Here is a 23,739-nt window from a genome sequence, read left to right as displayed (position 1 = left end):
GCTCAGACCTGTAGGCGCAGCTCCGCGGCAACACGCTCCGCGACTGCCAGAAGGGCACGGTCACGTCCCGGCGCCGCCGCCAGCGAAAGCCCCACCGGCGCGCCATCAACCCTGGCTGCCGGGAGGGACACTTCGCAAAGGCCGGCAAGGCCCGCAATCGCTGTCACGCCCATTGTGCGTTCCCGTACCGCCTGCTGCGTCTCCGCTCCCACATCCAGCCTCGGTGCCGGGACCGGGGAGGTCGGGTAGACAAGCACGGCGCCGCCGGCAAGCAGGGCCTGTACGCGCTGCCGGAACAGGCCACGGAATGCGCGCGCCTCTGCCGCCACGGCCGGGTCGGTTGCCTTGGCGGCGGCGAAGCGCTCCCCGACCCCCGGGCCGAAAGTGGGGCGGATCGCCTCGACCCAGGAACCAAGGGTTGCCCAGGCTTCCTCCGCCTGTGCCGCCCGGAAATTCTCGAAAAGCTGGGTCAGGCCTTCCGGCGCGAGATGGATCGAAAGGCAGGGACCGAGAACGCGCTCGATCTTCGCAATCGCCCCGACCAGCGCGGTGGCGGTGTGGGGCACGGCGTTGACCCAGGCTTCCTGCACCTTGACCAGTGGGCCCAAGGCGCCCTCGCCACCTGGCGGCAGGAGGACGTCGCCCACGCGTCGCAGGACCGAGGCGCGGCTCGCGAACCAGCCGGCGGTATCGAAGCTTGGGCCAAGCGGGCAGGCGGCGGTCAGGTTCACGGCGCCCCAGGAGGGACGGATGCCGAAGATGCCGCAGTAGCTCGCTGGGATCCGCACGGAGCCGCCAGTATCAGTACCAAGCGCGAAATCCACCAGTCCGGCGGCGACGGCGGCTGCCGACCCGCAGGAGGAACCGCCCGGAAAACGGTCTGGCGCGACCGGGTTGATGGGCGTTCCGTACCAGACGTTCTCGCCGGTCAGACCATAGGCGAGTTCCACGGTCTTGGTCTTGCCACGCAGGGAGGCGCCAGCCTGGAGCAGGGACATGATGATCGGCGCGGTCGCTGCGGCAGGGGCATGGGTTCGTGCCCAGTCGGGGTTGCCGTATCCGGTCGTGGCGCCAGCCACGTCGAACAGATCCTTGACGGCGAAGTCGAGCTCCGTGAGCGGGCCCACTGCGGCGCCAGCCAACTCCACCCGGGTGCCCGGTACAAAAGCCCCGACGGTGTCTTCCAAGCCACGCGGCATGGCAATGCCCCTGTTACCATCCCGAACCGGAAACCACCGTGCGGTAGGATGCATCTAAATACAACTGGCAGGCGGCGGCGACCCTCTCGGCCCGCCGATCCGTGTCCAAATCAGCTGCCCGGGCCCTCGATCGGAGCCTCGCTCAAGGATCGGCGCGGGCGCGCCTGATGATCCCAGTTGCTGTCGTCCAGCCAGGCTGCAATGCGGTCTCGCCGTGCCGGCCATTCATCGGCCAGGATCGAGTAGAAGCTCGTATCACGCCGCCGGCCCTTGACGACAAGATGGGCGCGCAACTCGCCCTCATGCACGAAGCCCAGTCGCGCCGCGGCGCGGCGGGACGGTGCGTTCAGGGCGTTGCACTTCCAGACCAGGCGCCGGTAGCCCAGGTCGTCCATGGCGTGGCGCATCAGCAGAAACATCGCCTCCGTTGCCGCCCTTGTGCGTTGCAGCCGCGGGGAGAACCAGATGTGGCCGAGCTCGATCGCCGCGTTGGCGGGCTGCATCTCCATCAGGGTCAGCCAGCCGGCGACGGCGCCGCTGCTGTGCGGGCGGATGGCCCAGGCCATGGGGTCGTGCTGCGTGGCAAAGGCCGCGACATGACGCTGCATGGCGGCAGCATCGGCAAAGGGACCGTACCCCATATAGGCCCAGCCCTCGCCGCCGGCATCCGCCTGGGCCGCATCCCACAGCTCGGCGGCGTGCCTGACGGCGAGCGGCTCCAGGGTCACCGCCTGGCCGCGATGTGGCACGCGCGCGGGCAGGGGGCGGGGCGTCGGGTCGACGGGCGCACCGAGCGGCGGCGGCTGGGTCATGCGGAATCGGACCTCTGGCAGAGTCTGGAACAGCACAATGCCGCAGACCTGCGGGTTCAGCCAGCGGGGGTCTGCGCGCAACCATTCGCATTGCAGCAGAACTCACTTTGTCGCATACGGGCCCCCATGTCCTCCCCCAGCGCTCCGCCGGCCACCGTGGCCGCACCGCCCGGGTTTTTCCTGGAGCGGATCCTGACGGTCCATCATTGGACGGACCGGCTGTTTTCCTTCACGTGCACGCGCGATCCTCACTTCCGGTTCGTGGCCGGCCAGTTCGCCATGATCGGCCTGCTGGTCGAGGGCAAACCCCTGGTGCGCGCCTATTCCGTCGTCAGCGCACCGTGGGAGGAGCATCTGGAGTTCCTGTCCATCAAGGTGCAGGACGGCCCGCTGACATCCCGCCTCCAGCACGTATTGCCTGGCGACGGGGTTCTGATCGGGCGGAAAGCAACGGGTACGCTGGTAACCGATAACCTGCTTCCGAGCGGCACGCTGTGGTTGTTCGCGACGGGCACCGGCCTCGCCCCCTTCCTGAGCCTGGTGCGGGAGCCGGAGACCTATGATCGCTTCGACCGGGTCGTGGTGGTCCATGCGGTGCGGGAGGTTGCCGAGCTTGCCTACCACGACCTGCTCGCCAGGGATCTGCCTGAGCATGAACTGCTGGGCGAGCTGGTACGCGGCAAGCTGGTCTATTACCCCAGCGTGACGCGGGAGCCATTCCGTAACCAGGGGCGGCCGACGACGCTGGTGGAGTCCGGGCGCCTCTGCGCCGATCTCGGCCTGCCGGCGCTTTCCCCCGAGCGCGACCGCGCCATGCTGTGCGGCAGCGAGGCGATGAACGCGGATATGCGGGCCATCCTGGAGGCGCGAGGCTTTACCGAGGGGGCCAATAACCGGCCCGCGACCTACGTGGTCGAAAAGGCGTTCGTCACGAAATAGCAGCCTGAACATCCCTCCCGCACCTAACCGTTGCGTGCCAGTCCGGCGTTGCTTATTGAGGTTGGGGAAGCAAGCCGTCGAATGTTCCGAAAGCGGACAGGCGGCACGTCTGGAGGGAATCATGACCGAGAATATCTCGCGTGGGGCCGGCCGTCGTGGCCTGCTCAAGGCGGCTGCCGTTGGCGCCGCGGGTACGGCCGTACTGGCCACTCCCAGTGTCAGCCGCGCACAGACCGTCAATCTGCGGTTCCAGTCGACCTGGCCGCAGCGCGACATTTTCCACGAATTTGCCAATGACTTCGTTACCCGGGTCAACGCCATGGCGGGTGGCCGGGTACGGCTGGAGTTGCTGCCGGCCGGCGCTGTCGTTGGCGCATTCCAGCTTCTGGACGCGGTTTCCGCTGGCACCCTGGATGGCGGGCATGGCGTCTCCGCCTACTGGTTCGGGAAGAACAAGGCCTTCAGCCTGTTCGGCACCCCACCGGCCTGGTTCGGCAATGCGCATGAGTATCTGGGCTGGTTCTACTACGGTGGTGGCGAGGCCCTGTATAACGAACTGACCCGCGACATTCTGCGGGTCAATGTCGTTGGCTTCCAGACGGGGCCGATGCCAACCCAGCCACTGGGCTGGTTCAAGAATCCCATCACCAGCGTCGACCAGTTGCGTGGCCTGCGCTACCGCACGGTTGGCCTGGCGACGGATCTGTTCAATGCCATGGGCGCCGCCGTGACCGCGCTGCCGGGCGGGGAGATCGTGCCAGCGCTGGAGCGCGGGGTGATCGATGGCGCCGAATTCAACAACCCGTCGTCCGATCGGATTCTTGGCTTCCCTGACGTTGCCAAGAACTACATGATCCAGAGCTTCCACCAGAACACGGAAACCTTCGAGATCCTGTTCAACCGGCCGCGCTACGAAGGCCTGCCGGCCGAGGTGCAGGCGATCATCCGCCACGCTTCGGAGGCGGCGTCTTCCGACATGTCCTGGAAGCAGCAGGACAGGTATTCGCGTGACCTGATCGAGATGACGCAGACCCAGGGCGTGCAGGTGCGCCCGACACCGCGGCCCATCCTGGATGCCCAGCTTCGCGCCTGGGACCAAGTGATCTCGAACCTGGAGAGCGACCCGTTCTTCAAGAAGGTGACGGACAGCCAGCGCGCCTGGTGCCGGCGGGTCGGCAATTTCTACCTGCGCTATCAGGCGCCGGCCGCGATCTCTTTCACCCACTTCTTCGCGCGCCAGAACTGAGCCAGCACCGTTTCGTGCTGACGGGACCCGCCCTTTCCTGAGGGCGGGTCTTTCTTGATCCGGTCGGAGCCCAGGGGAGGCGCTTGGTGCAGGCTGTTCTGCTGATGGTGGATCGGTTCAGCGCCTTTATTGGCAAGCTGTTCGCATGGCTGATCCTCGCGCTGACTTTGGCCATTTGCTACGAGGTTTTTGCGCGATACCTGTTTCGGGCGCCGACCAGCTGGGCGTTCGACGTCTCCTACATGCTGTACGGCACCCTGTTCATGATGGCTGGCGCCTATACCCTGTCACGGGGCGGCCATGTCCGCGCGGATTTCGCCTATCGCATGGCGCCGCCTCGTGCGCAGGCCGGGCTCGACCTTACACTTTACATCCTGTTCTTCCTGCCCGCGATGATTGGCATGGTTGTTTACGGGTGGGACTTCTTCCTGCTGTCTTTTGCGCAGAACGAGCAATCATCGATTAGCCCCGATGGGCCGCTGGTGTGGCCCTTCAAATTCGTGATCAGCTTCGCCGCAGCCGTCGTGCTGATCCAGGGATTCGCCGAAATCGCTCGTTGCGTCATCTGCTTGCGAGAGGGGCAATGGCCACAAAAGCTGAATGATGTTGAGGAGATGGAAGTTCTGGCGCTGGAAGTCGCGCGCCAGAAATACGAGGCCGACCTGCTGAGGGACAAGGCATGAGCGATCCGGTCCTCGGCATGGTCATGCTGGGAAGCTTCATCTTCATCATCCTCCTCGGCTTCCCTGTTGCCTTCACGCTGATGGCGATGGGCATCGGCTTCGGATACCTGGCGATGGAATTGCGGGTCTTCGACCTGCTGGTGCAGCGCACCTATGCCGTCATGGCGAATGACGTGCTGATTTCGGTGCCGCTGTTCATCTTCATGGGCTACGTCATCGAGCGGGCCAACATCCTCGATCGATTGTTCCGATCCTTGCAAATGGCGTCCGGCGGACTGCCTGGCGCATTGGCCATCGCCACGCTCGCAACCTGCGCCCTGTTCGCCACCGCCACGGGCATTGTTGGCGCCGTGGTGACCTTGATGGGCCTGCTGGCCTTTCCGGCCATGCTGCGTGCCGGCTACGATCCGCGGCTGGCTGCTGGCGTGACCTGCGCGGGTGGCTGCCTCGGCATCCTGATCCCGCCCTCGATCATGCTGATCCTGTATGGCGCAACCGCCGGGACCTCGGTGGCGCGGCTCTATGCGGCCGCCTTCTTCCCAGGGCTCGGGCTTGCATTGCTGTACATGCTTTACGTGCTGGCTGTTGCCACGCTGCGTCCCAACATGGCCCCGCGCTTGCCGCCCGAGGAGCGCAACGTGCCGGTGGGCACGATCCTCTGGGCGCTGGTGACTTCCTTCGTGCCGCTTGCCGCGCTGATCGGGTCGGTCCTCGGCGCCATCCTGTTCGGTCTTGCCACGCCATCCGAAGCCGCGGCGATGGGCGCGCTGGGTTCGATTCTTCTGGCGCTGCTCTACAAGGCGCTCAGCTTCCAGCGGCTGAAGGAGAGCGTTTTCCTGACGGCGCGCACCACGGCGATGGTCTGCTGGCTGTTCGTCGGTGCGTACATCTTCACCTCGGTGTTCGGCTATCTCGGCGGCCACCATGTCATCGAGAACCTGTTCGTCGAACAGTTGAGCCTGAACACGGTCACCTTCCTGATCGTGACCCAGATCATCATCTTCCTGCTGGGATGGCCTCTCGAATGGTCGGAGATCGTGCTGATCTTCGTGCCGATCTTCCTGCCGCTGCTGGACACCTTCGGCGTTGACCCGATTTTCTTCGGCGTGCTGGTCGCCCTGAACCTGCAGACCTCCTTCATGACGCCGCCTGTTGCGATGGCGGCCTACTACCTCAAAGGCGTTGCGCCACCACAGGTTCGGCTGACCGAGATTTTCGCAGGCTGCCTGCCTTTTGTCGGCATTGTCGTTGTCGGCATGGCGCTGCTGTACATCTTCCCAGGGATCGCGACCTGGCTTCCTTCCTACCTCTATGACCACGTGCAGACGGGGCCGGTGCAAGATCTGATGTCCATCCCGGAAGGCGGCTTCCAGGTTCCCGAACTGCCCGACCTGCCACCGCTGAATTGAGCACTGAATGACCGAGGGTGAAGCCCGCGCGGATGTCGCGGCAAGGTGGCTGGTCGAAGCCTTGGAATCCGGCAATCCTCTCGCGCGGTTCCCGCCTGAACTGGCGCCGCGCGATGCGCTGGAGGGCGCGGAGACTGCGGCCGCCATGCTGGATCAGACGGGCCATGTCGCCTGCGGCGTCCGTATCCTGCGCCGGCCGGCGGAGCCCAGCCTGACCGGCCCTGTCATAGAAGGGCGGCTATTGCCGATGGCGGCGACCGTGGCGCTCGCCGCCTTGCGCCATCCTTCGGCAAGCGCAGCCCTGCTGGGCGTATTGGGTGCGCCGCTGGAGGCGGATGGGATTGGCATGCCGTCTCTCCTGCGTCTGCACCCGGCCATCGATCTTGCCGCGACCCGCTTTTCCGAAGTGCCGTCGGATGTCCCGTCCTGCATCGCTGACCTTGCGTTGCTCGGCTACCTTGTTGTCGGCAAACCGCGCCCCTGGCCGTCAGCGCCCGTCAGGGTGGCGCTGACTGCTCCGGCAAATCGCCCGCGTGGTGAGTTGATCGATCTGGAGGCGGCCTTCATGGAGGCTGCAGCGGCGGCGCGTGCGCTGGGCGGCCTGCCGGCGGGCGCTGTTCTGGTTGTTGCGGGTCTGACGCCCACGCAGTGGCCGGAGCCAGGGGTGGCCCTGGCGGCCCGGTTCTCGAGCCTCGGAAAGGCTGAGGCCCAGTTCGTCTGATGCGGAGGCGTCAGGCTGGCCGGAAGCGGGCCTTTGCCAGCGGGTCCTGCGCCAAGGCATCCAGCACTTCTGCCCGCGCCTCGGCGCTCTGCACGACGCCAATCACCTGATCAAACCAGGCGCATTGGCTGCGGATGCGGGCCTGGAACATCCGGTCCAATGCCTCCGCCGCCGCTCCGCGCCCGGCGCAGCAGTTGCAGTCATATTTGTGCCGCAGGCCCCCCGGGTTGAAGCGAAGTTGGAACACGGCCGGGGCGGCGATGTTTTCGAGCTCTGTTCCTTCCACGAGCAGCGCGGTGGCTGGCGCAGTTTGTAATGCCGCGCCCAGAAGGTGCGGGCCGATGAGTCGCAGGGGGATGCGGGCGTCGAGAGACCAAGCCATACGCTAGACATAAGGATATCTTTATGTCATTTGCAAGCGCATGGACGATCTCCTGGCCCAGCTTCGCGCTTCCGCCGAGCCGACGCGGCTGCGTCTTCTCTCGCTATGTGCGCGGGGTTCATTCTGCGTTTCGGACCTCTGCGGCATATTGGGACAGTCGCAGCCCCGGCTTTCCCGGCATCTGAAGCTGCTGGTGGAGGCAGGATTGCTGGAGCGGATGCCGGAGGGCGCCAACGTCTTCTTCCAACTGCCGGCCGATGCCGATCTGGCCCGTCAGATCCTGGCCCGCCTCCCGGAGGATGATCCCCTGCTGGCCGCCGACCGCCGCGCCGCCGCACGGCTGGCAGCGGAGCGTGCGCGCGCAGCCTCGGATGCCTTCCAGCGCCATGGCGCGGATTGGGATGAGATGCGGGCGCTGGAACTTCCGGCCGCCGAAATAGAGGCTGCGCTGCTCAGCGCGCTGCCTGAACGTCTCGATCGGCTGCTGGATATCGGCAGCGGAACGGGTCGGCTGATCGAGATCCTGGCCCCCCGCTGCACCAGCGCGCTCGGCGTCGATGCGAGCCGGGAGATGCTGGCGCTGGCACGCGCGCGCCTCGCGGAACGGGGGCTGAGTCATTGCTCCGTTCGCCAGGCGGACATGTATCGGCTGCCTCTGCCGGATGCGGGCTTCGATGCCGCGACGCTGCAGATGGTGCTGCACTACGCCGAAGACCCGGCGGCCGCGCTGGCCGAGGCTGCGCGCGTCCTGCGACCGGCGGGCCTGTTGCTGGTCGTAGATCTGGCACCACATGCGCGGGCCGACTTGCTCGGCCGGCATGCGCATCGCTGGCCGGGTTTTGATGACGCCCAGATGGCCGGCTGGCTCGGGGCTGCGGGCTGTGCGCTTCGCACGGCGCGCAGCATCGACGGGCCGCTCGCCGTCCGGCTTTGGCTGGCCCAGCGCCAGCCTGTTTCCATTCCTGTCCCGTCTCGCTGAAGGGTATGCCCCGCATGTCTCGCCCGCATCTTCTCGACGCGCTCAAGGATCAGGTTCTGCTGTGCGATGGCGGCATGGGAAGCCGCGTCCAGGCCCTGACGCTGGATGTCGAAAAGGATTTCTGGGGCAAGGAGAACTGCACGGAGGTGCTGAATCTCTCGCGCCCCGACCTCGTTCGTGAAATCCACCGCGGCTATTTTGAAGCCGGCGCCGACATGGTGCTGACCAACAGCTTCGGCGGGTCGCCGGTGACGCTCGGTGAGTTCGAACTGGAAGACAAGGCGTTCGAGATCAACAAGCTGTCCGTCGAGTTGGCGCGTGAGGCAGCGGAGAGCTTCGCGGATGGCCGGCACCGCTGGGTGATCGGCGATATCGGCCCGGGCACCAAGCTGCCCAGCCTCGGCAATATCGCCTACGACGCGCTGGAAGCCGCCCTGATCCTCCAATGCGAGGGGTTGATCGCCGGCGGCGCGGATGCGCTGCTGACCGAGACGAACCAGGACACGCTGTTCATCAAGGCCGCGGTGAACGCCGCCAAGATCGCCCGCGCCCGCGCCAAATCGAACATCCCGATCCTTGTGCAGATTACCGTTGAGACCACGGGCACGCTGCTCGTTGGCCCGGACATCGCGGCCGCGACCACGGTCGTGCATTCGCTCGACGTGCCACTGATCGGCCTGAACTGCGCCACGGGACCGCAGGAAATGGCGGAGCATGTGCGGTGGCTGTCGCAGAACTGGCCCGGCTACATCAGCGTGCAGCCGAATGCGGGCCTGCCGGAGCTGGTGGATGGCAAGACGCACTACCCGCTCGGTCCGAAGGATCTCGCCTCCTGGATGGAGCGCTTCATCGTCGAGGACGGGCTGAACCTGATCGGCGGCTGCTGCGGCACCTCAACGCCGCATATCCAGGCGCTGGACCAGCTGCTGCGCAAGCTCGGCGGCGCGCGGCATCGCCCGGCACCGGTGCCGCGCAAGCCGGTGTGGGTGCCCTCCGTCGCCAGTCTCTATGGCGCGACGGCGCTGCGGCAGGAGAACAGCTACTTCTCGATCGGTGAGCGCTGCAACGCCAATGGCTCGAAGCTGTGGCGCCAGCGGCAGGAGGCGCATGACTGGGATGGCTGCGTGACCATCGGGCGCGAACAGGTGGCCGAGGGCTCCAACAGCCTCGATGTCTGCACCGCCTTCGTCGGCCGCAACGAGATGGAGGAGATGAACGAGGTCATCCGCCGCTTCACCAGCAGCGTGAACTCACCCCTTGTCATCGACTCCACGGAAACGCCGGTGATCGAGGCGGCGCTGAAGCTGCATGGCGGCAAGCCGATCATCAACTCGATCAATTTCGAGGATGGCGAGGAAGCGGCGCATGATCGCCTGAAGCTGGCCAAGAAGTTCGGCGCCGCGGTCATCGCCCTGACCATCGACGAGGTCGGCATGGCGAAGACGGCGGAGGACAAGCTGCGGATTGCCTCACGGCTGGTGGACTTCGCCTGCAACAAATACGGCCTGGCGCAATCCGACCTGCTGATCGATCCGCTGACCTTCACCATCGCCACCGGCAACGAGGATGACCGCAAGCTGGGGCTTTGGACGCTGGATGGCATCCGCATGATCCGGGAGAAGTTCCCGGACATCCAGATCATCCTGGGCCTGTCCAATATCTCCTTCGGCCTGAACCCGGCCGCGCGGCACGTTCTCAACAGCGTCTTCCTCGACCACGCCGTGAAGGCGGGCATGACGGGCGCCATCGTCCACGTCTCCAAGATCAAGCCGCTGCACCAGATTCCGCCGGAGGAGGTGGAGGTGGTGGAGGACCTGATCTTCGACCGCAGGCGGGAGGGCTACGACCCGTTGCAGAAGGTGCTGGAGATCTTCTCCGGCCGGAAGGCGGCAGACAACGTCAAGAAGGTGCGCGCGGAGACGGTCGAAGGCCGCCTCAAGGACCGCATCGTCGACGGCGATCGCAAGGGCCTTGGCGAGGAACTGCAGGTGGCGCTCGACCAGGGTAATACGCCGCTGTCCATCATCAACGACGTGCTGCTGGATGGCATGAAGGTGGTGGGTGAGCTGTTCGGTGCCGGAAAAATGCAGCTGCCCTTCGTCCTGCAATCCGCCGAGACCATGAAGGCGGCCGTCGCCTATCTCGAACCCTTCATGGAGAAGGTCGAGGGCCAGGAGAAGGGCACCATCGTGCTCGGCACGGTGAAGGGCGATGTGCACGACATCGGCAAGAACCTGGTTGACATCATCCTGACCAACAACGGCTACAAGGTGGTGAATCTCGGCATCAAGGTGCCGCTGCTCGACATCGTCGCCGCGGCCAAGGAGCACAAGGCGCATGCCATCGGCATGTCCGGCCTGCTGGTGAAGTCCACCGTGGTGATGCGTGAGAACCTGGAGGAGATGAGCCGCCAGGGCATCGACATTCCCGTCATGCTGGGCGGGGCCGCGCTGACGCGGAACTACGTCGAGGATGATTGCGTGAAGGCCTATGCCTGCGGCCGCGTGGCCTATGCGCGGGATGCCTTCGATGGCCTGCACCTGATGGATAAGGTCATGGGCAACGGCTTCGAAGACTATCTGTCCGCACTCCAGGCGAAGCGCGTCGGCAAGGCGAAGAATGAAAAGCGCACCCTGGGCCAGGCCGACCCGCGCGGCTTTGCGCCGGTTGACCTGACCTATGCCCAGGAACGGCGCCGCCGCGTCTCGGCCGAAAGCGCCGTGCCGGTGCCGCCCTTCTGGGGCGCCCGCGTCGTGGAAGCGCCGCCGAAGGCGATCATTCCCTTCATCAACGAGCGAAGCCTGTATCAATTCCAGTGGGGCTTCCGGAAGGCCGGGCGGTCGCTGGAAGATTTCCTCGGCTGGGCAAAGCAGGAACTGCGCCCTGTGCTGAAGCGCATGCTGGCGCTGACGGAGGAACAAAAAATCCTCAAGCCGCAGGCCATCTATGGCTATTGGAAATGCGCCGGCCAGGGCAACGACCTTGTGCTGTTCGCCGAGGATGGCGTGACGGAAGTCTGCCGCTTCAACCTGCCGCGCCAGCCGAAGCCGGATGGCGAGTGCATCGCGGATTTCGTGCGCGACATCGAGGAGGGTCCGAACGCGCGCGACGTCATCGGCATGCAGGTGGTGACGGTCGGCCAGAAGGCCTCAGACATCGCGCGGGAGTGGTTCGAGGACAACCGCTATCAGGACTATCTGTACCTGCACGGCCTCTCGGTGGAGATGGCGGAGGCAATGGCGGAATACGTCCACAAGCGCATCCGCGCCGAGCTGGGCTATGCGGGAGAGGATGACCGGGACATGGATCGGATGCTCCAGCAATCCTATCGCGGTGGCCGCTATTCCTTCGGCTACCCGGCCTGCCCGAAGCTTGAGGATCAGGAAGGGCTGCTGCGGCTTCTGAAGTCAGAGCGGATCGGCGTATCGCTCTCGGACGAATGGCAGCTTCATCCGGAGCAATCGACCAGCGCGATCGTGCTGCACCACCCCCGCGCCAAATACTTCTCGGTCTAGCCTCCGGGGGTGCGGGAGGACATCGGGACCCGTTTCCGGCCTGGGCCACTGGGTACAGTCTGGATGCTGGCCATTTCCATTGGCCTGCATGCCGCCATTGCGCTCGCGTTGGTAAGCCTCCAGCGAGGGTCGGTTCCGGAGCCGACCGATCAGCAGGTTGCGCTGATCTGGTCGGAACAGGCGCCGGGCGCTGGAGATGCCGTGGATGCGTCCATGCAATCGGCGCAGGCCCTGCCGCCGGAGGAGCCAGTTACCCCCCCCTCGCCCGAAGCGGCCATCACCCCAGCCGAGCCAGGGGCGGAACCCGAAGTGCTCGCCCCTCCCATGGTGCACGATCCGCTGCCCGTGCCGGAGCCGTTGGTGGAGGAAACAACCCCTTTGCCACCACCGCCCGCACCGCCGGTGCCACCCCGGCCGCCCGAACCAGCTTCCCGGCAGCGAGCCGCGGCGCCACCGGCCGCGACCGGGGCGGCTGCCGCAACCGCCCCGATGGCGCAGGGCGCTGGACAGGCGCTTGGTTCGGTGGTTCCGGCACGCCTGCGACCTGGCGTCGTCAATGCGCCGCCGGCCTATCCGCAGGCCAGCCGCCTCCGCAACGAGCAGGGACGCGTCACGCTTCAGGTCGAGATCGACCCGCTGGGCCGCGTAGCCGATGTGCGGGTCATGTTATCCTCAGGTTTTCCGGCCTTGGATCAGGCCGCGATGGAGGCGGTGCGCCGGTGGCGGTTTGACGCGGCGCAGCGCGATGGGCTGCCGGTCCTTTCCACCACCGCGATCGGCATCACCTTCCAACTCGAAGGAGACCGACGATGGTAAGGCTGGACGTGATCATGACCCGGGGCGGTGATGCGGGGGAGACGTCACTCGGTGACGGGTCTCGCGTGCGGAAGGATGCGCTGCGTGTGGCGGCCTATGGCACGGTAGATGAGGCCAATGCGGTGATTGGACTGGTCCGCCTGAACCTGGAGGGTGACCGGGTGGCGGACGCGATGCTGGCGCGCATCCAGAACGATTTGTTCGACCTTGGCGCCGACCTCTGCGTTCCGGGCGTTGGCAGCGACCGGCTGCGGGTGAGCGACGCGCAATGCTTGCGGCTTGAAGCGGAACTGGCGGAGATGAACGCGCTGGTCCCTCCGCTTCGCAGCTTCGTCCTGCCCGGTGGCAGTCCGGGGGCCGCCCATGCCCATTTGGCGCGCACCATCGTGCGCCGGGCCGAGCGGGACGTTGTTTCCCTCGCCGCCGAGGATACGGTGAACCCGGCGGTGATCCGCTATCTGAATCGGCTGTCGGACCACCTTTTCGTCCTGTCACGCCGCCTGAACGGCAATGGTGCGCGGGACGTGACCTGGACCCCGGGCGCCAGTCGCTGAGGCTTCAGGTCAGCGGGCCGGAGGCATGTTTCGCGCAGCCAGGCCGGACCAGGAGGCGGTCGTACCAGGCACGCAGATCCGGCATCTCCGCACGCTCGATCGGCAGCGCGAACCAGCGATGCGCGTAGATGCCCAGCGCGATGTCGGCCAGGGTGAAGTCGTCGCCTGTGATGAAGGGGCGTCCTGCCAGGTGCCGGTCCAGCATGCCCCAGAGCGTCTCGGCCTCGGCGCGCGCCTTGTCGGTGGCGGGCCAATCGCGTTCCGCCTCAGGGATTCGGACATAGGTGAAGAAGACCGTGGTCATCGGCCGGTTCACCGAGGCCACCTGCCAATCCATCCATCGGTCGCAATCCGCGGCGAGGCGAAGATCGGCCGGGTAGATCGGGTTGCCGGGCGCGCGCGAGCGCGCCAGGTAGCGCAGGATCGCGTTGCTCTCCCACAGCGTGAAGCCGTCCGGTTCCTCGATGGTGGGGACCAGGGCGTTAGGGTTCATCGCGAGATAGGCCGGCTCCCGGGTCTTGCCGAAGGCGCCGCCGGCATCGATTCGCTCGAAGGGCACACCGAGTTCTTCGCAGAGCCAAAGTACCTTCATGACGTTGGACGAATTGGCACGGCCCCAGATGCGCAGCATGACGGCGATTCCCCCTCTCGATAGGGGCTTACGGTATGTCCGGCTCCGCCAGGGGTCCAGTTGCCCTGGCCGGCGGGCTGACGGATGAATCGTGCCATGGCAATTCCCACGCTTATTGCGATCCTTGCGGCGGCGGCGCCGCTTACGGCCATGGGTTTCGAGTACTGGCCCGGCCTTGCACCCTGTGCCCTTTGTCTCTGGCAGCGCTGGCCCTATTGGGTCGCGGCCGGTCTTGCCCTTTTGGCCCTGCCGGCGCCGCCGCGGCTTCGGGCCTGGCTGCTGGGGGGGGCGGGCCTGGCGGTGGCCGTTTCGGGGGGCATCGCGGCACTGCATCTCGGCGTGGAGCAGGGGTGGTGGCCCTCGCCATTGCCGGCCTGCCTAGCGCCCGGCGTCGGCGTCGGGGCCAGCATCGATGACCTGCTGCGGAATCTGGCGCCGTTGCCAACCAAGCCGTGTGACGAGCCGGCCTATCTCATTCCAGGCCTGCCCCTTTCCGTCGCGGCGATGAACCTGATCTATGCGGCGCTGCTGGCCGGTTGGACCCTGCGCCAGGCGCGTCGCGAATGGAGGATCTGATGCAGAGCCGTGAAACCGCCCAAGGGCGCCTGCCTGGCGACCCCACTCCGCGCGAGTATGTCAGCCGCACTATCCGCGTGGACCATGCGGGCGAATATGGTGCGAAGCGGATCTATGAGGGTCAGCTCGCCGTGCTCGGCCGCACGCGTTTCGGGCCGATCCTTGAGCACATGAAGGCGCAGGAGCAGGTTCACCTCGACACCTTCAGCCGCTTGATCGCTGAGCGCCGCGTGCGCCCTACGGCCCTGCTGCCCATCTGGCATGTTGCGGGCTTCGCGCTGGGGGCCGCCACAGCGCTGATGGGCCACCGCGCCGCAATGGCCTGCACCGTGGCGGTGGAGGAGGCGATCGACGAACACTATCGCGACCAGGCCGCCACGCTGGGAGATGATGAGCAGCCGCTGCGCGAGGACATCGAGCGGTTTCGTGCCGAGGAACTCGAGCACCGCGATATCGGCCTTGCGAATGAGGCGGAGCTGACGCCGGCCTATCGGCTGCTCAGCGCCGCCATCAAGGCCGGGTGCAAGGTGGCGATCAAGGTGAGCGAAAGGGTCTGAGACTTACAAGGCAAACCCGTTCAGCTCTCCAGCTCGCTGTCCCAATACAGGTAGTCCCGCCAGCTTTCATGCAGGTAGTTCGGCGGGAAGGAGCGGCCATTCTCCTGCAGCTCCCAGCTCGTCGGCTGGCGCGGCACCTGGCGGGGAAACATCCGGCATTCGCGCGGGAGCTTGTTGCTTTTCCGCAGGTTGCAGGGGCCGCACGCGGTGATCACGTTGTCCCAGGTCGTACGGCCACCACGGCTGCGGGGGATGACGTGGTCGAAGGTCAGCTCCTGCGTCGGGCGGCCCTCGCCACAATACTGGCACTCGAAGCTGTCGCGCAGGAAGACGTTGAAGCGTGTGAAGGCCGGCCGCCGGGCGGCGGGGATGTAGTCCTTCAATGCGATGACGCTGGGCAAACGCATGGTCATGCGCGGCGAATGCACCTCGGTCTCGTATTCCGACAGCACCGAGACACGGTCGAGGAAAACTGCCTTGACGGCATCCTGCCAAGCCCAGACCGACAGGGGGAAATAGGACAGCGGCCGGAAATCCGCGTTCAGGACGAGCGCAGGAAAGGACTGGCCTAGCTGGAAGTGTCCGCCGTCAGGCAAGTGCCACTCCTATGAATGGCGGCACTGGACAAATCTGGTGCTCGTAACGTTAGGCAAGCCCCAGATACTGTGGCAGCGCCGCGTTGACCCGGTCTTCATGCCAGCGCCGCTCCGCCCACGCAACCGGGAGAATGGATGCTTTCATCCTTCGGTCATGCTGGATCACCGCACAGTGCGCGCTGCAGGGCCAGCGCGCCGAGGCTGAGTCCTACCTCATCGATGCCATGGCCAAGGCCGGGCCGGAATGCGGTTTCCACGGCGACGGCGGCCCGGATCAGGGCGCGTTCGGCGATCCGGCTTGCCTCGGCCGGGACCACTTCATCGGCCTCGCCATGGACCAGTAGAACCGCCGGGGCGCCGGCGGGGGCCGGGGGAAGCGAGGTCGGACTGGGCAGGGCGCCCGAAAAAGCCAGAATGGCGGCGCAGCCGGGTGGGTGGCGTAGCCCGAGATGCAGCGCGGTCATGGCGCCCTGGCTGAACCCGACCAAGGCGAGATCCCGGTGGGTCAGGCTCATTTCGCGCAGCATCGCGCCGATCGTAGTGGCCAGCCCGGTCGCCGCCGCGTCGACGCCCGCCGCCATCATGGCCTCCGAGCGATCCTGCAAGCTGAACCATTGTCTGCCATAGGGCGCGAGGTCGCAGGGCTCCGGACCATGCGGTGCGATGAACAGGGCATGCGGCACGGCCTTGCCCCAGCCGGGTGCCAGATCGATCAGGTCGAAGCCGTCGGCGCCCACACCGTGCAGAAGAAGCACCAATTGGCGCGGCACACCGCCCGCGGCTGGCCCCCAGCGTGGCCCATCCAGGCGATCTGACATTGCTTGCTCCAATTCCCGGTGTTCGGCTACGCCCGCGTGAGCATGACCGCCCCTGCCCAACTCGTCACGCGCTTCGCACCCAGCCCGACCGGCTTCCTGCATCTTGGACACGCCCATGCGGCGTTGCTGGCATGGCGGACGGCGCGCGAGGCCGGGGGGCGTTTCCTGCTCCGGATCGAGGATATCGACAGCACGAGGTGCCGGCCGGAATTCACCGAGGCCATTCTCGAGGATCTTTGTTGGCTCGGCCTCGATTGGGATGGGCCCGTCCGTGTGCAGTCACGGCATATGGCCGACTACGAGCGCACGCTCTCGGTCCTGCGACAGCGCAACCTGCTGTATCCGTGCTTCTGCACGCGAGGCGAGATTGCGCGGGAGATTGCTGCCAGTGCCTCGGCGCCCCACGGGCCGGATGGTCCGCTCTATCCCGGGATCTGCCTCCGGCTCTCGGCGGCTCGGGTCGAGGCACGCCTGACGCAAGGGGAACCGCACGCGTTACGGCTGAATATGTTGCGTGCCCTCGGTTGCCTGGACCAGCCACTCAGCTTCGAGGATGCGTTACGCGGCCGGGTGGTCTGCGATCCGGCGCGTTTCGGAGATGTGGTGCTTGCGCGCAAGGAGATCCCGGCGAGCTACCACCTTTGCGTTACCCATGACGACGCGCGGGATGGCGTGACGATGGTGACGCGGGGCGATGACCTGCTGCCCGCAACCGATCTGCATCGTCTGCTTCAGGCCCTGATGAACTGGCCTGAGCCACGCTATGCGCATCACCGGTTGCTGGCAGATGCCGCCGGCCGGCGGCTTTCCAAGCGCGATGGCGCGCCAACGCTGAGGGACTTGCGCGCAAGCGGTGCCACCCCGGCTGAAATCAGGTCGCTGGCAGGCTGGCCGGATTGACGCGCTGGGTCAGTGCCCGCCGCCCAGATAGGCATCGCGGATCTCGGGGCGCGCCAGCAATTCGGCGCCGCGCCCGCTCATGGTGATGCGGCCTGTGACGAGAACGTAGCCGCGATGGGCAAGGCGAAGCGCCTGGTTCGCATTTTGCTCCACGAGCAGAACGGTAAGCCCTTCACGCTCATTCAGGTCGCGGATCGCGCCGAAGATCTGGCGGGAGATCAGCGGCGCGAGGCCGAGCGATGGCTCGTCCAGCAGCAATAGGCGCGGCCGGGACATCAATGCGCGGCCGATCGCGAGCATCTGCTGTTCGCCACCCGAGAGGGTGCCTCCGCGCTGTGACTGCCGTTCCTTCAGCCGGGGAAACAGGCTGAACACGCGCGGCAATTCGGGGCCGGGGTCGCGTCCTGCCGCCTGCGCACCCAGCATCAGATTCTCCAGCACAGACATGCGGGGGAAGATGCGCCGCCCCTCGGGGGACTGCGCCACGCCGCTCCGCATGATCTCATGCGTTGGTTTGCTGGTGATGTCCTCGCCGTCCAGAATGACGTGGCCGGACCTGGCGCGGGGGTCGCCGCAGATGCTCATCAGCAGGGTCGATTTGCCGGCGCCGTTGGCGCCGATCAGCGTGACGATCTCGCCCTGGTCGACATGCAGTGAAACCCCCTTCAGGGCCTGCACCGCGCCGTAGCCGGTTTCCAGATCACGCACCTCCAGCATCGTCGTCGTCATGCGGCGTCCTCATCCTCGCCCAGATAGGCGGCGATGACGTGGCGGTCACTGCGGATGAGGTCCGGCGGGCCCTCCGCGATCTTCTTGCCGTGGTCGAGCACCACGATATGATCGGAGATCCGCATGACGATGCCCATGTCATGCTCGATCAGCAGGATGGAGGTGGGGTCGCTACGGGTTGCCGTACCATCGCGGATGCTGACCAGCAGCTTGGCGAGATCGTCCGATTCCCGTGGGTTGAGGCCCGCCGCGGGCTCGTCCAGACACAGCAGCGCGGGTGTCATGCACATCGCCCGGGCAATCTCCAGCCGGCGCTGCGCGCCGTAGGGCAGGCCGCCCGCCGCATCATCGGCCCGATCCAGCAGGTCCGTTGCGCGCAGCCATTCCACTGCACGGTTGATCGCTTCCGCCTCCGCGGCGCGATAGGCAGGGAAGCCGAGCATCGCACCGATGCCGTGCCAGGTTGCCTTCTGCAGCTTGAGGTGCTGTGCGATGAGCAGATTCTCCAGCACCGTCATCCCGGCAAATAGTCGGATATTCTGGAAAGTGCGGGCGACCCCGGCCCGGGCAATCCTGTGGTCCTTCAGCCTGTGCAGGCTCGCGACGCTGCCATCGGCGCGACGAAGACTGATCTGGCCGCCTGTCGGCCGGTAGAAGCCGGTGATGCAGTTGAATACGGTAGTCTTGCCGGCGCCGTTCGGTCCGATCAGGGCGGTGATGCTGCCGCGCTGCACCTCAAAATCCACGGCGTCGACGGCCAGAAGCCCGCCGAACCGCATGCTGAGCGCCTCGACGCGCAGGATCTCGGTGCTCATCCGCGACCCTCGCTGACATGCTGCGCATCGATCCGACGCTGCGCGCCCAGCACCACGCTGGGGGCGCGGGAGCCGACCAGGCCGCGCGGACGCAGCACCATGATGGTCACCATGGCGGCGCCGAAGACCAGCATCCGATATTCTTCCAGGTCGCGGAACAGCTCGAAGCCGCCGATCATGATGATTGCCGCCACGGCGATGCCGATCTGGCTACCCAGGCCGCCAAGCACCACGATCGCCAGGATGATGGCCGATTCGATGAAGGTGAAGCTCTCGGGGCTGATGAAGGCTTGCCGCGTGGCGAAGAAGGCGCCAGCGAATCCGGCGAACATGGCGCCCAGGGCGAAGGCCGTCAGCTTCGTGTTGGTGATGTTGATGCCGAGCGCGCGACAGGCGATCTCGTCCTCGCGCAGAGCTTCCCAGGCCCGGCCGATGGGCTGCCTGCGAATGCGGATGGCGACCCAGTTGGTCAGCAGGGCCAGTGCCAGGATCAGGTAGTACAGAAAGATGACGCGGTGCGATGGGCTTGGCTCCAGCCCGAAGAAGCCCGCGAAGGTTCCGGGGCCGCCGCTCATGCTGAAGGGAAGTCCGAAGAAGGTTGGGCGTGGGATGCCGGAAATGCCGTTTGGTCCGCCGGTCAACTCGACCCAGTTGAGCAGGACGATGCGGATGATCTCACCAAACGCCAGGGTGACGATCGCCAGATAATCGCCGCGCAGCCGCAGCACCGGGAAGCCCAGCAGCACGCCCCAGAAAGCGGCGAGAATGCCGGCGAGGGGCAGGCAGATCCAGAAAGACAGCCCGAAATACTGGGCCAGCAGGGCATAGGAATAGGCGCCAACCGCGTAGAAGGCGACGTAGCCCAGGTCCAGCAAGCCGGCCAGGCCGACCACTATGTTGAGTCCCCAGCCCAGCATCACATAGGTCAGGACCAGTATTCCGAGGTCCAGCTCATAGCGACCAATGCCCGGTACGAAGGGTAGTATCAGCGCGATGGCGAGCAGCGCGGGGCCGAAGAATAGTCCAGCCCGGGAGAGTGCGGCGGCCCGCCGGGCAGATCCGACCGCCGGCAGCCTGCGGCCCGCCCATAAGGCCATTGCCAGGCGCGCGACAAATACCGCGGCGCAGAGCCAGGCGACATCAGGCCAGCGGGTGCGCAGAAAAAGCGCACCAGTCGGGCCGACATCGGTCCGAAGCCCGACCATGACGACGAACAGTCCAAAGGCCACTGCCGTGGCCTTGGACGCATCCAGCAACGCGGCAAGCAGCCGCGGCTGGAATGCGTGCGGCGCGGCTGCGGGTGGAGAGGTCATACCTTCTCCACCTCCTGCCGCCCGAGCAGGCCGGTGGGCAGGAAGATCAACGCCAGGACAAGGATGCCAAACGCCGCCACGTCCTTGTATTGCACGGAGAAATAGGCGGACCAGAACGTCTCGATAAGTCCGATCAGCAAACCGCCCAGCACCGCGCCCGGCAGGCTGCCGATGCCGCCCAGAACGGCCGCCGTGAACGCCTTTACGCCGACGATGAAGCCCATGAAGAAGTCGGCGATGCCGTAGCGCAGCAAATAAAGCGTGCCGGCGACAGCGGCCAGGGCGGCCCCGATAACGAAGGCGAGGCTGATCGTCCGGTCTGTGTTGATGCCGAGCAAGGATGCCATTTTCCGGTCTTGCTCGCAGGCACGCATGGCTCTGCCGAGCGCGGTGCGCGTGACGAGCCAGGTGAAGACGGCGAGCACCGCGAGGGTGGAGACGATGATCAGCGTCTGCATATAGGATAACTGCACGACGAAATTGCCATCACGCATCAACTCAAACCCGCCCGGCAACTGTGGCTCAAGCGGCTTGACCCGCGCACCCTGGCTGACCTGGACGAAGTTCTGCAGGACGATGGACATGCCAATGGCCGAGATGAGCGGCGCCAGGCGGAAGCTGCCGCGCAGCGGGCGATAGGCGACGCGCTCTACCGTCCAGCCATAGAGGGCGGTGAAGGCCATGGAGATGGCAAGCACGAGTAGTATTGCGGCAGGACCGTCCATCAATCCGCCTGACATCAGCATCAGGATGGCCACCAGCGCCACGAAGGCGCCCACCATGAAGATGTCGCCGTGGGCGAAGTTGATCATCCCGATGATGCCGTAGACCATGGTGTAGCCTACCGCGATCAGGCCGTAGATCATCCCGAGGCTGATCCCGTTGATCAACTGCTGAAGTGCGTAGGCCAAGTTTCGGTCCTTCTGGTGCGGCATCGACGTGCCGACCGTCACGCAACACGGAAGGCTTCGCAAGGAGTTTTGGAGTGCCTTTGCGCCATTGAAGCGCGCGCCGCCCCGCCGGCCTGCCATCGGGTGGTCATGCAGGCGCCACGGCCTGCCAAATTCGCGCGCCTGCAAATGCTTGGCGGCTCAATATCTGGAACAGTCAGGGGGAGGTGGGGATGGTGCCCAGGAGTGGAATCGAACCACCGACACTGCGATTTTCAGTCGCATGCTCTACCAACTGAGCTACCTGGGCCCAAGCAGGTCTGACCTTTCGGTCCACCGCAGCAGAGGCGCGCGTGATAGCGGAAGGCAGGCACCCTGTCCACCCATCCAGCACTCAGGATTCGTCCTCGGGGTCGGGATCCTCGCGCACGGGAATGGCATAGTCCCCGCGCAGCCAGCGCCCGAGATCGACGCTGGCGCAGCGGTCTGAGCAGAAGCGGCTGCCGGGGGTCGGGAGAGGCCGGCTGCAGATCGGGCAGCGGCGGGTGCGGCGGGGCGGAACCTGGGGTGGCGTCATGCCTCGACCCTCATGATCTGCTCCTGGCCCGGGCGGAGGCAGGCATCCGCCCGCAGAACCAGGGGCCTGCCTGCCTGGTTGCGATAAGCCTCCGCGGCTTCCGGCGAGGCCTCGATCGCCTGGATGATCTCAGGCGCCGCCACCAGGGCAAAGGCTGCGCCCTGAAGCGCCGTGACTTCCCGCAGCGCCTGGCGCATCGCAGCCAGCCCGAGGGTCAGAGGGGAAGGGGGCAGCCCCAGTATCTCGTGCAAGGGCGGATGTATGCGAGGGCGCACGATCTCCATCAAGCCAAGTCGTGTCATGCCGAGCAGCTTCGCGCCGAGCGGGTCGGATGCAAGTGCCGATTCCAACGGTGCCACCAGTGCTTCGCGCTTGCGGATCGGAAGCCCTGCGAAATCCACCAGTATGGCGCCCGCCAGGTTGCGGAGCCTGATCTGCCGCGCCACGGCCTCCGTCGCCGCTTGGTTGAGCGCGGCGTGTGCTGCCGTATCTCTCGAACCAGCGAGGCTGCCCGAGTCCACATCCATGGCAGTCAGTGCCGGCGTGGGGTGAATCAGCAGGCTCGCGCCACCTTCCAGCGCGACACGCGCATCGGCCAGGCTATCGAAGGCCGCTTCCAACTCCGCATCGAAGGCGCCGGCTAGGCGCAGATTTACGCGTCCCGCACCCAATGCAACGCGAAGGCGCGCTGCCCATTCGGGACCATCGGTGGTGATTGTGGCGTCGGGCCAAAGCCGGGCCAACCGCACCGCCGCATTGGGGCCGCGCCGCAGCAGGCGGGGCAGACGATTTGTGCCGGCATCCGCAAGGGCCAGGTCCTCCGCCGTCAGGCGGGCGGTCAGCCTTGGACCCTTGCCACCCTGGGCCGCGCGAGAGATCCGCACCGCCAGAATCTGACCTTCATGCAGCGCCTTGCCGATTGCGCGGCGGGGCGGCGGCAGCTCGCTCTCCGGCAAGAAGCCCGTCTGGTCGTTGCCGAAGATCAGGAACGCGCCGCTCATGGCCGGCAGGATTGCCGTCACGCGTGCCAAGTGCAGGTCGCCGACACCGTCGGGTTGGGCGACCCGCTCGATGAACGCTGCCTCGAGCCTGCCATGCTGGAGACCGGCCACCCTGACCTCGCCAGGTGAGACGCTGACGCGGATCTCCGCGTCGCTGGTCATGGACGAAGCCAACCCGCCCCGCGCAACAACTGGGTGGTCTCAAACAGCGGCAGGCCCACGACGTTGGAATGGCTGCCTGACAGGAAGCGCACATACATCTCGGCACGCTTCTGAATCTGATAGCCGCCTGCCACCCCGCGCCACTCGCCGGAGGCGACATGGTCATCGATCTGAGCCGGGGTCAGCCTTTGGAAGGCGAGGATAGTGGTGACCAGGCGGGCTGTGCGACGGCCGCCCGGATGGGCCAGGCAAACCGCTGTCATAACCCGATGCCTGCGGCCTGAGAGGAGCCTGAGGAACCGGGCTGCCTCCGCCTCATCAGCCGGCTTTCCCAGGATGCGTCGGCCCAGTCCGACCACCGTGTCGGCAGCAAGGACCAGAGCGTCCGGCATCAGGGCAGCGCCAGCCATGGCTTTAGCGGCCGCAAGCCGGATAGCCAGGGCGCGCGGGAGCTCCGTCTTGAGAGGCGTTTCATCGACCTCCATAGGCTGCACTCGGTCCGGCGTCACGCCGATACGCCCGAGCAGATCCAGTCGCCGTGGGCTGCTGGAGGCAAGGATGAGATGCGGACGGGTCGGCACCGTGCCTGGCGCGCCCATCATGTCCACGGCCTACTTGAAGCGGAAGGTGATACGCCCCTTGGTGAGGTCGTAGGGCGTCATCTCCACATTCACCCTGTCACCGGCGAGGACGCGAATGCGATTCTTCCGCATTTTGCCGCTGGTGTGGGCCAGTACCATGTGGTCGTTGTCGAGCTTGACGCGAAACATCGCGTTGGGCAGCAGCTCCACCACGGTGCCGCTGAACTCGATCATGTCCTCTTTCGACATGCAGATCCTTCATCGGGGTCATCAGGGCCCGCGCGGCCAAGGCCGGCAAAGCGCGACTTGAGGGGTTCCGCGCCAGGGCGCAAAGTGGC

General features: G+C 66.1%; 26 protein-coding genes and 1 tRNA gene. 12 read left to right on the top strand and 15 right to left on the bottom strand.

Translation table 11 applies throughout. The features are described 5' to 3' along the window. Positions 1–2 precede the first annotated feature (2 nt). A complete protein-coding gene (locus Q8S40_RS04475) occupies positions 3–1,187 on the bottom strand; it encodes an amidase (protein ID WP_305669435.1) in 1,185 nt (394 codons plus the stop codon). Positions 1,188–1,309: 122 nt separating this feature from the next. Then, positions 1,310–2,011: a GNAT family N-acetyltransferase gene (locus Q8S40_RS04470; protein ID WP_305669434.1), complete on the bottom strand. Its 702-nt coding sequence runs from the start codon at positions 2,009–2,011 to the stop codon at positions 1,310–1,312. Between the two features lie 126 nt (positions 2,012–2,137). Here Q8S40_RS04470 and Q8S40_RS04465 point away from each other — a divergent pair, with 126 nt between their 5' ends. The 5 genes from Q8S40_RS04465 (at position 2,138) to Q8S40_RS04445 (ending at position 7,009) form a co-directional block, all read left to right on the top strand. Then, entirely contained in the window at positions 2,138–2,950 is an 813-nt protein-coding gene (locus Q8S40_RS04465) for a ferredoxin--NADP reductase (protein WP_305669433.1), read from the top strand. Between the two features lie 121 nt (positions 2,951–3,071). Next, positions 3,072–4,196 carry a TRAP transporter substrate-binding protein gene (locus tag Q8S40_RS04460; protein ID WP_305669432.1) on the top strand — a complete coding sequence of 375 codons (1,125 nt, stop codon included), beginning with the start codon at positions 3,072–3,074 and terminating at the stop codon, positions 4,194–4,196. An 86-nt stretch (positions 4,197–4,282) separates the two neighbouring features. Further along, entirely contained in the window at positions 4,283–4,879 is a 597-nt protein-coding gene (locus Q8S40_RS04455; RefSeq protein WP_305669431.1) for a TRAP transporter small permease subunit, read from the top strand. Further along, on the top strand, positions 4,876–6,288 hold the full coding sequence (locus Q8S40_RS04450; RefSeq protein ID WP_304809054.1) for a TRAP transporter large permease subunit: 1,413 nt from the start codon (positions 4,876–4,878) through the stop codon (positions 6,286–6,288). The genes Q8S40_RS04455 and Q8S40_RS04450 overlap by 4 nt, the downstream gene beginning before the upstream one ends. 7 nt (positions 6,289–6,295) lie before the next feature. Next, positions 6,296–7,009, top strand: a complete 714-nt coding sequence (locus Q8S40_RS04445; protein ID WP_305669430.1) for a hypothetical protein — start codon at positions 6,296–6,298, stop codon at positions 7,007–7,009. Positions 7,010–7,019: 10 nt separating this feature from the next. Here the strand turns inward: Q8S40_RS04445 and Q8S40_RS04440 are convergent, their stop codons facing one another. Continuing rightward, on the bottom strand, positions 7,020–7,391 hold the full coding sequence (locus Q8S40_RS04440; protein WP_305669429.1) for a hypothetical protein: 372 nt from the start codon (positions 7,389–7,391) through the stop codon (positions 7,020–7,022). Positions 7,392–7,431: 40 nt separating this feature from the next. Between Q8S40_RS04440 and Q8S40_RS04435 the strand changes: the two genes are divergently transcribed. The 4 genes from Q8S40_RS04435 (at position 7,432) to Q8S40_RS04420 (ending at position 13,255) form a co-directional block, all read left to right on the top strand. Next, the gene (locus Q8S40_RS04435) at positions 7,432–8,370 is read left to right on the top strand and encodes a metalloregulator ArsR/SmtB family transcription factor (protein WP_305669428.1); all 939 of its coding nucleotides are present in this window, start codon (positions 7,432–7,434) and stop codon (positions 8,368–8,370) included. Positions 8,371–8,384: 14 nt separating this feature from the next. Then, positions 8,385–11,885, top strand: coding sequence for a methionine synthase (metH, locus tag Q8S40_RS04430; protein ID WP_305669427.1), 3,501 nt, complete (start codon positions 8,385–8,387; stop codon positions 11,883–11,885). A gap of 63 nt (positions 11,886–11,948) precedes the next feature. After that, on the top strand, positions 11,949–12,701 hold the full coding sequence (locus Q8S40_RS04425; RefSeq protein WP_305669426.1) for an energy transducer TonB: 753 nt from the start codon (positions 11,949–11,951) through the stop codon (positions 12,699–12,701). Next, entirely contained in the window at positions 12,695–13,255 is a 561-nt protein-coding gene (locus tag Q8S40_RS04420; RefSeq protein ID WP_305669425.1) for a cob(I)yrinic acid a,c-diamide adenosyltransferase, read from the top strand. Before Q8S40_RS04425 ends, Q8S40_RS04420 begins: the two co-directional genes overlap by 7 nt. Positions 13,256–13,259: 4 nt before the next feature. Here Q8S40_RS04420 and Q8S40_RS04415 read toward each other — a convergent pair whose 3' ends face one another. Further along, entirely contained in the window at positions 13,260–13,886 is a 627-nt protein-coding gene (locus Q8S40_RS04415) for a glutathione S-transferase family protein (RefSeq protein ID WP_305669424.1), read from the bottom strand. Positions 13,887–14,036: 150 nt separating this feature from the next. Between Q8S40_RS04415 and Q8S40_RS04410 the strand changes: the two genes are divergently transcribed. Beyond that, entirely contained in the window at positions 14,037–14,462 is a 426-nt protein-coding gene (locus Q8S40_RS04410) for a disulfide bond formation protein B (RefSeq protein ID WP_371136801.1), read from the top strand. After that, on the top strand, positions 14,450–15,019 hold the full coding sequence (locus Q8S40_RS04405) for a demethoxyubiquinone hydroxylase family protein (RefSeq protein WP_304809035.1): 570 nt from the start codon (positions 14,450–14,452) through the stop codon (positions 15,017–15,019). The genes Q8S40_RS04410 and Q8S40_RS04405 overlap by 13 nt, the downstream gene beginning before the upstream one ends. A 20-nt stretch (positions 15,020–15,039) precedes the next feature. On the opposite strand, the gene Q8S40_RS04400 is transcribed toward Q8S40_RS04405, so the two are convergent. Further along, the gene (locus tag Q8S40_RS04400) at positions 15,040–15,615 is read right to left on the bottom strand and encodes an HNH endonuclease (protein WP_304809033.1); all 576 of its coding nucleotides are present in this window, start codon (positions 15,613–15,615) and stop codon (positions 15,040–15,042) included. A 152-nt stretch (positions 15,616–15,767) separates the two neighbouring features. After that, a complete protein-coding gene (locus Q8S40_RS04395) occupies positions 15,768–16,433 on the bottom strand; it encodes an alpha/beta hydrolase (RefSeq protein ID WP_305669422.1) in 666 nt (221 codons plus the stop codon). 42 nt (positions 16,434–16,475) lie between these two features. Here Q8S40_RS04395 and gluQRS point away from each other — a divergent pair, with 42 nt between their 5' ends. Then, positions 16,476–17,333 carry a tRNA glutamyl-Q(34) synthetase GluQRS gene (gene gluQRS / locus Q8S40_RS04390; RefSeq protein ID WP_305669455.1) on the top strand — a complete coding sequence of 286 codons (858 nt, stop codon included), beginning with the start codon at positions 16,476–16,478 and terminating at the stop codon, positions 17,331–17,333. Positions 17,334–17,342: 9 nt separating this feature from the next. Here gluQRS and Q8S40_RS04385 read toward each other — a convergent pair whose 3' ends face one another. The 9 genes from Q8S40_RS04385 to infA all read right to left on the bottom strand — a co-directional run bounded on the left by Q8S40_RS04385 (position 17,343) and on the right by infA (position 23,650). Then, positions 17,343–18,050 carry an ABC transporter ATP-binding protein gene (locus Q8S40_RS04385; RefSeq protein WP_305669421.1) on the bottom strand — a complete coding sequence of 236 codons (708 nt, stop codon included), beginning with the start codon at positions 18,048–18,050 and terminating at the stop codon, positions 17,343–17,345. Positions 18,051–18,058: 8 nt separating this feature from the next. Then, positions 18,059–18,877, bottom strand: a complete 819-nt coding sequence (locus Q8S40_RS04380; RefSeq protein ID WP_305669420.1) for an ABC transporter ATP-binding protein — start codon at positions 18,875–18,877, stop codon at positions 18,059–18,061. After that, on the bottom strand, positions 18,874–20,190 hold the full coding sequence (gene livM, locus Q8S40_RS04375; RefSeq protein WP_305669419.1) for a high-affinity branched-chain amino acid ABC transporter permease LivM: 1,317 nt from the start codon (positions 20,188–20,190) through the stop codon (positions 18,874–18,876). The genes Q8S40_RS04380 and livM overlap by 4 nt, the downstream gene beginning before the upstream one ends. Continuing rightward, a complete protein-coding gene (locus tag Q8S40_RS04370) occupies positions 20,187–21,101 on the bottom strand; it encodes a branched-chain amino acid ABC transporter permease (RefSeq protein WP_305669454.1) in 915 nt (304 codons plus the stop codon). Before Q8S40_RS04370 ends, livM begins: the two co-directional genes overlap by 4 nt. A 213-nt stretch (positions 21,102–21,314) precedes the next feature. Continuing rightward, positions 21,315–21,390: transfer RNA gene (locus Q8S40_RS04365), tRNA-Phe, on the bottom strand. 84 nt (positions 21,391–21,474) lie between these two features. After that, positions 21,475–21,657: a DNA gyrase inhibitor YacG gene (locus Q8S40_RS04360; RefSeq protein ID WP_304809023.1), complete on the bottom strand. Its 183-nt coding sequence runs from the start codon at positions 21,655–21,657 to the stop codon at positions 21,475–21,477. Continuing rightward, entirely contained in the window at positions 21,654–22,820 is a 1,167-nt protein-coding gene (locus Q8S40_RS04355; protein WP_305669418.1) for a ribonuclease E/G, read from the bottom strand. Before Q8S40_RS04355 ends, Q8S40_RS04360 begins: the two co-directional genes overlap by 4 nt. Then, the gene (locus Q8S40_RS04350) at positions 22,817–23,419 is read right to left on the bottom strand and encodes a nucleoside triphosphate pyrophosphatase (protein WP_305669453.1); all 603 of its coding nucleotides are present in this window, start codon (positions 23,417–23,419) and stop codon (positions 22,817–22,819) included. The genes Q8S40_RS04355 and Q8S40_RS04350 overlap by 4 nt, the downstream gene beginning before the upstream one ends. Positions 23,420–23,431: 12 nt before the next feature. Continuing rightward, the gene (gene infA / locus Q8S40_RS04345) at positions 23,432–23,650 is read right to left on the bottom strand and encodes a translation initiation factor IF-1 (RefSeq protein ID WP_092956859.1); all 219 of its coding nucleotides are present in this window, start codon (positions 23,648–23,650) and stop codon (positions 23,432–23,434) included. Positions 23,651–23,739 lie beyond the last annotated feature (89 nt).

It is taken from the genome of Falsiroseomonas sp. (genome assembly GCF_030695085.1).
Taxonomy (GTDB): Bacteria; Pseudomonadota; Alphaproteobacteria; order Acetobacterales; family Acetobacteraceae; genus Falsiroseomonas.
This window is presented reverse-complemented; position numbering and strand designations above follow the sequence as displayed.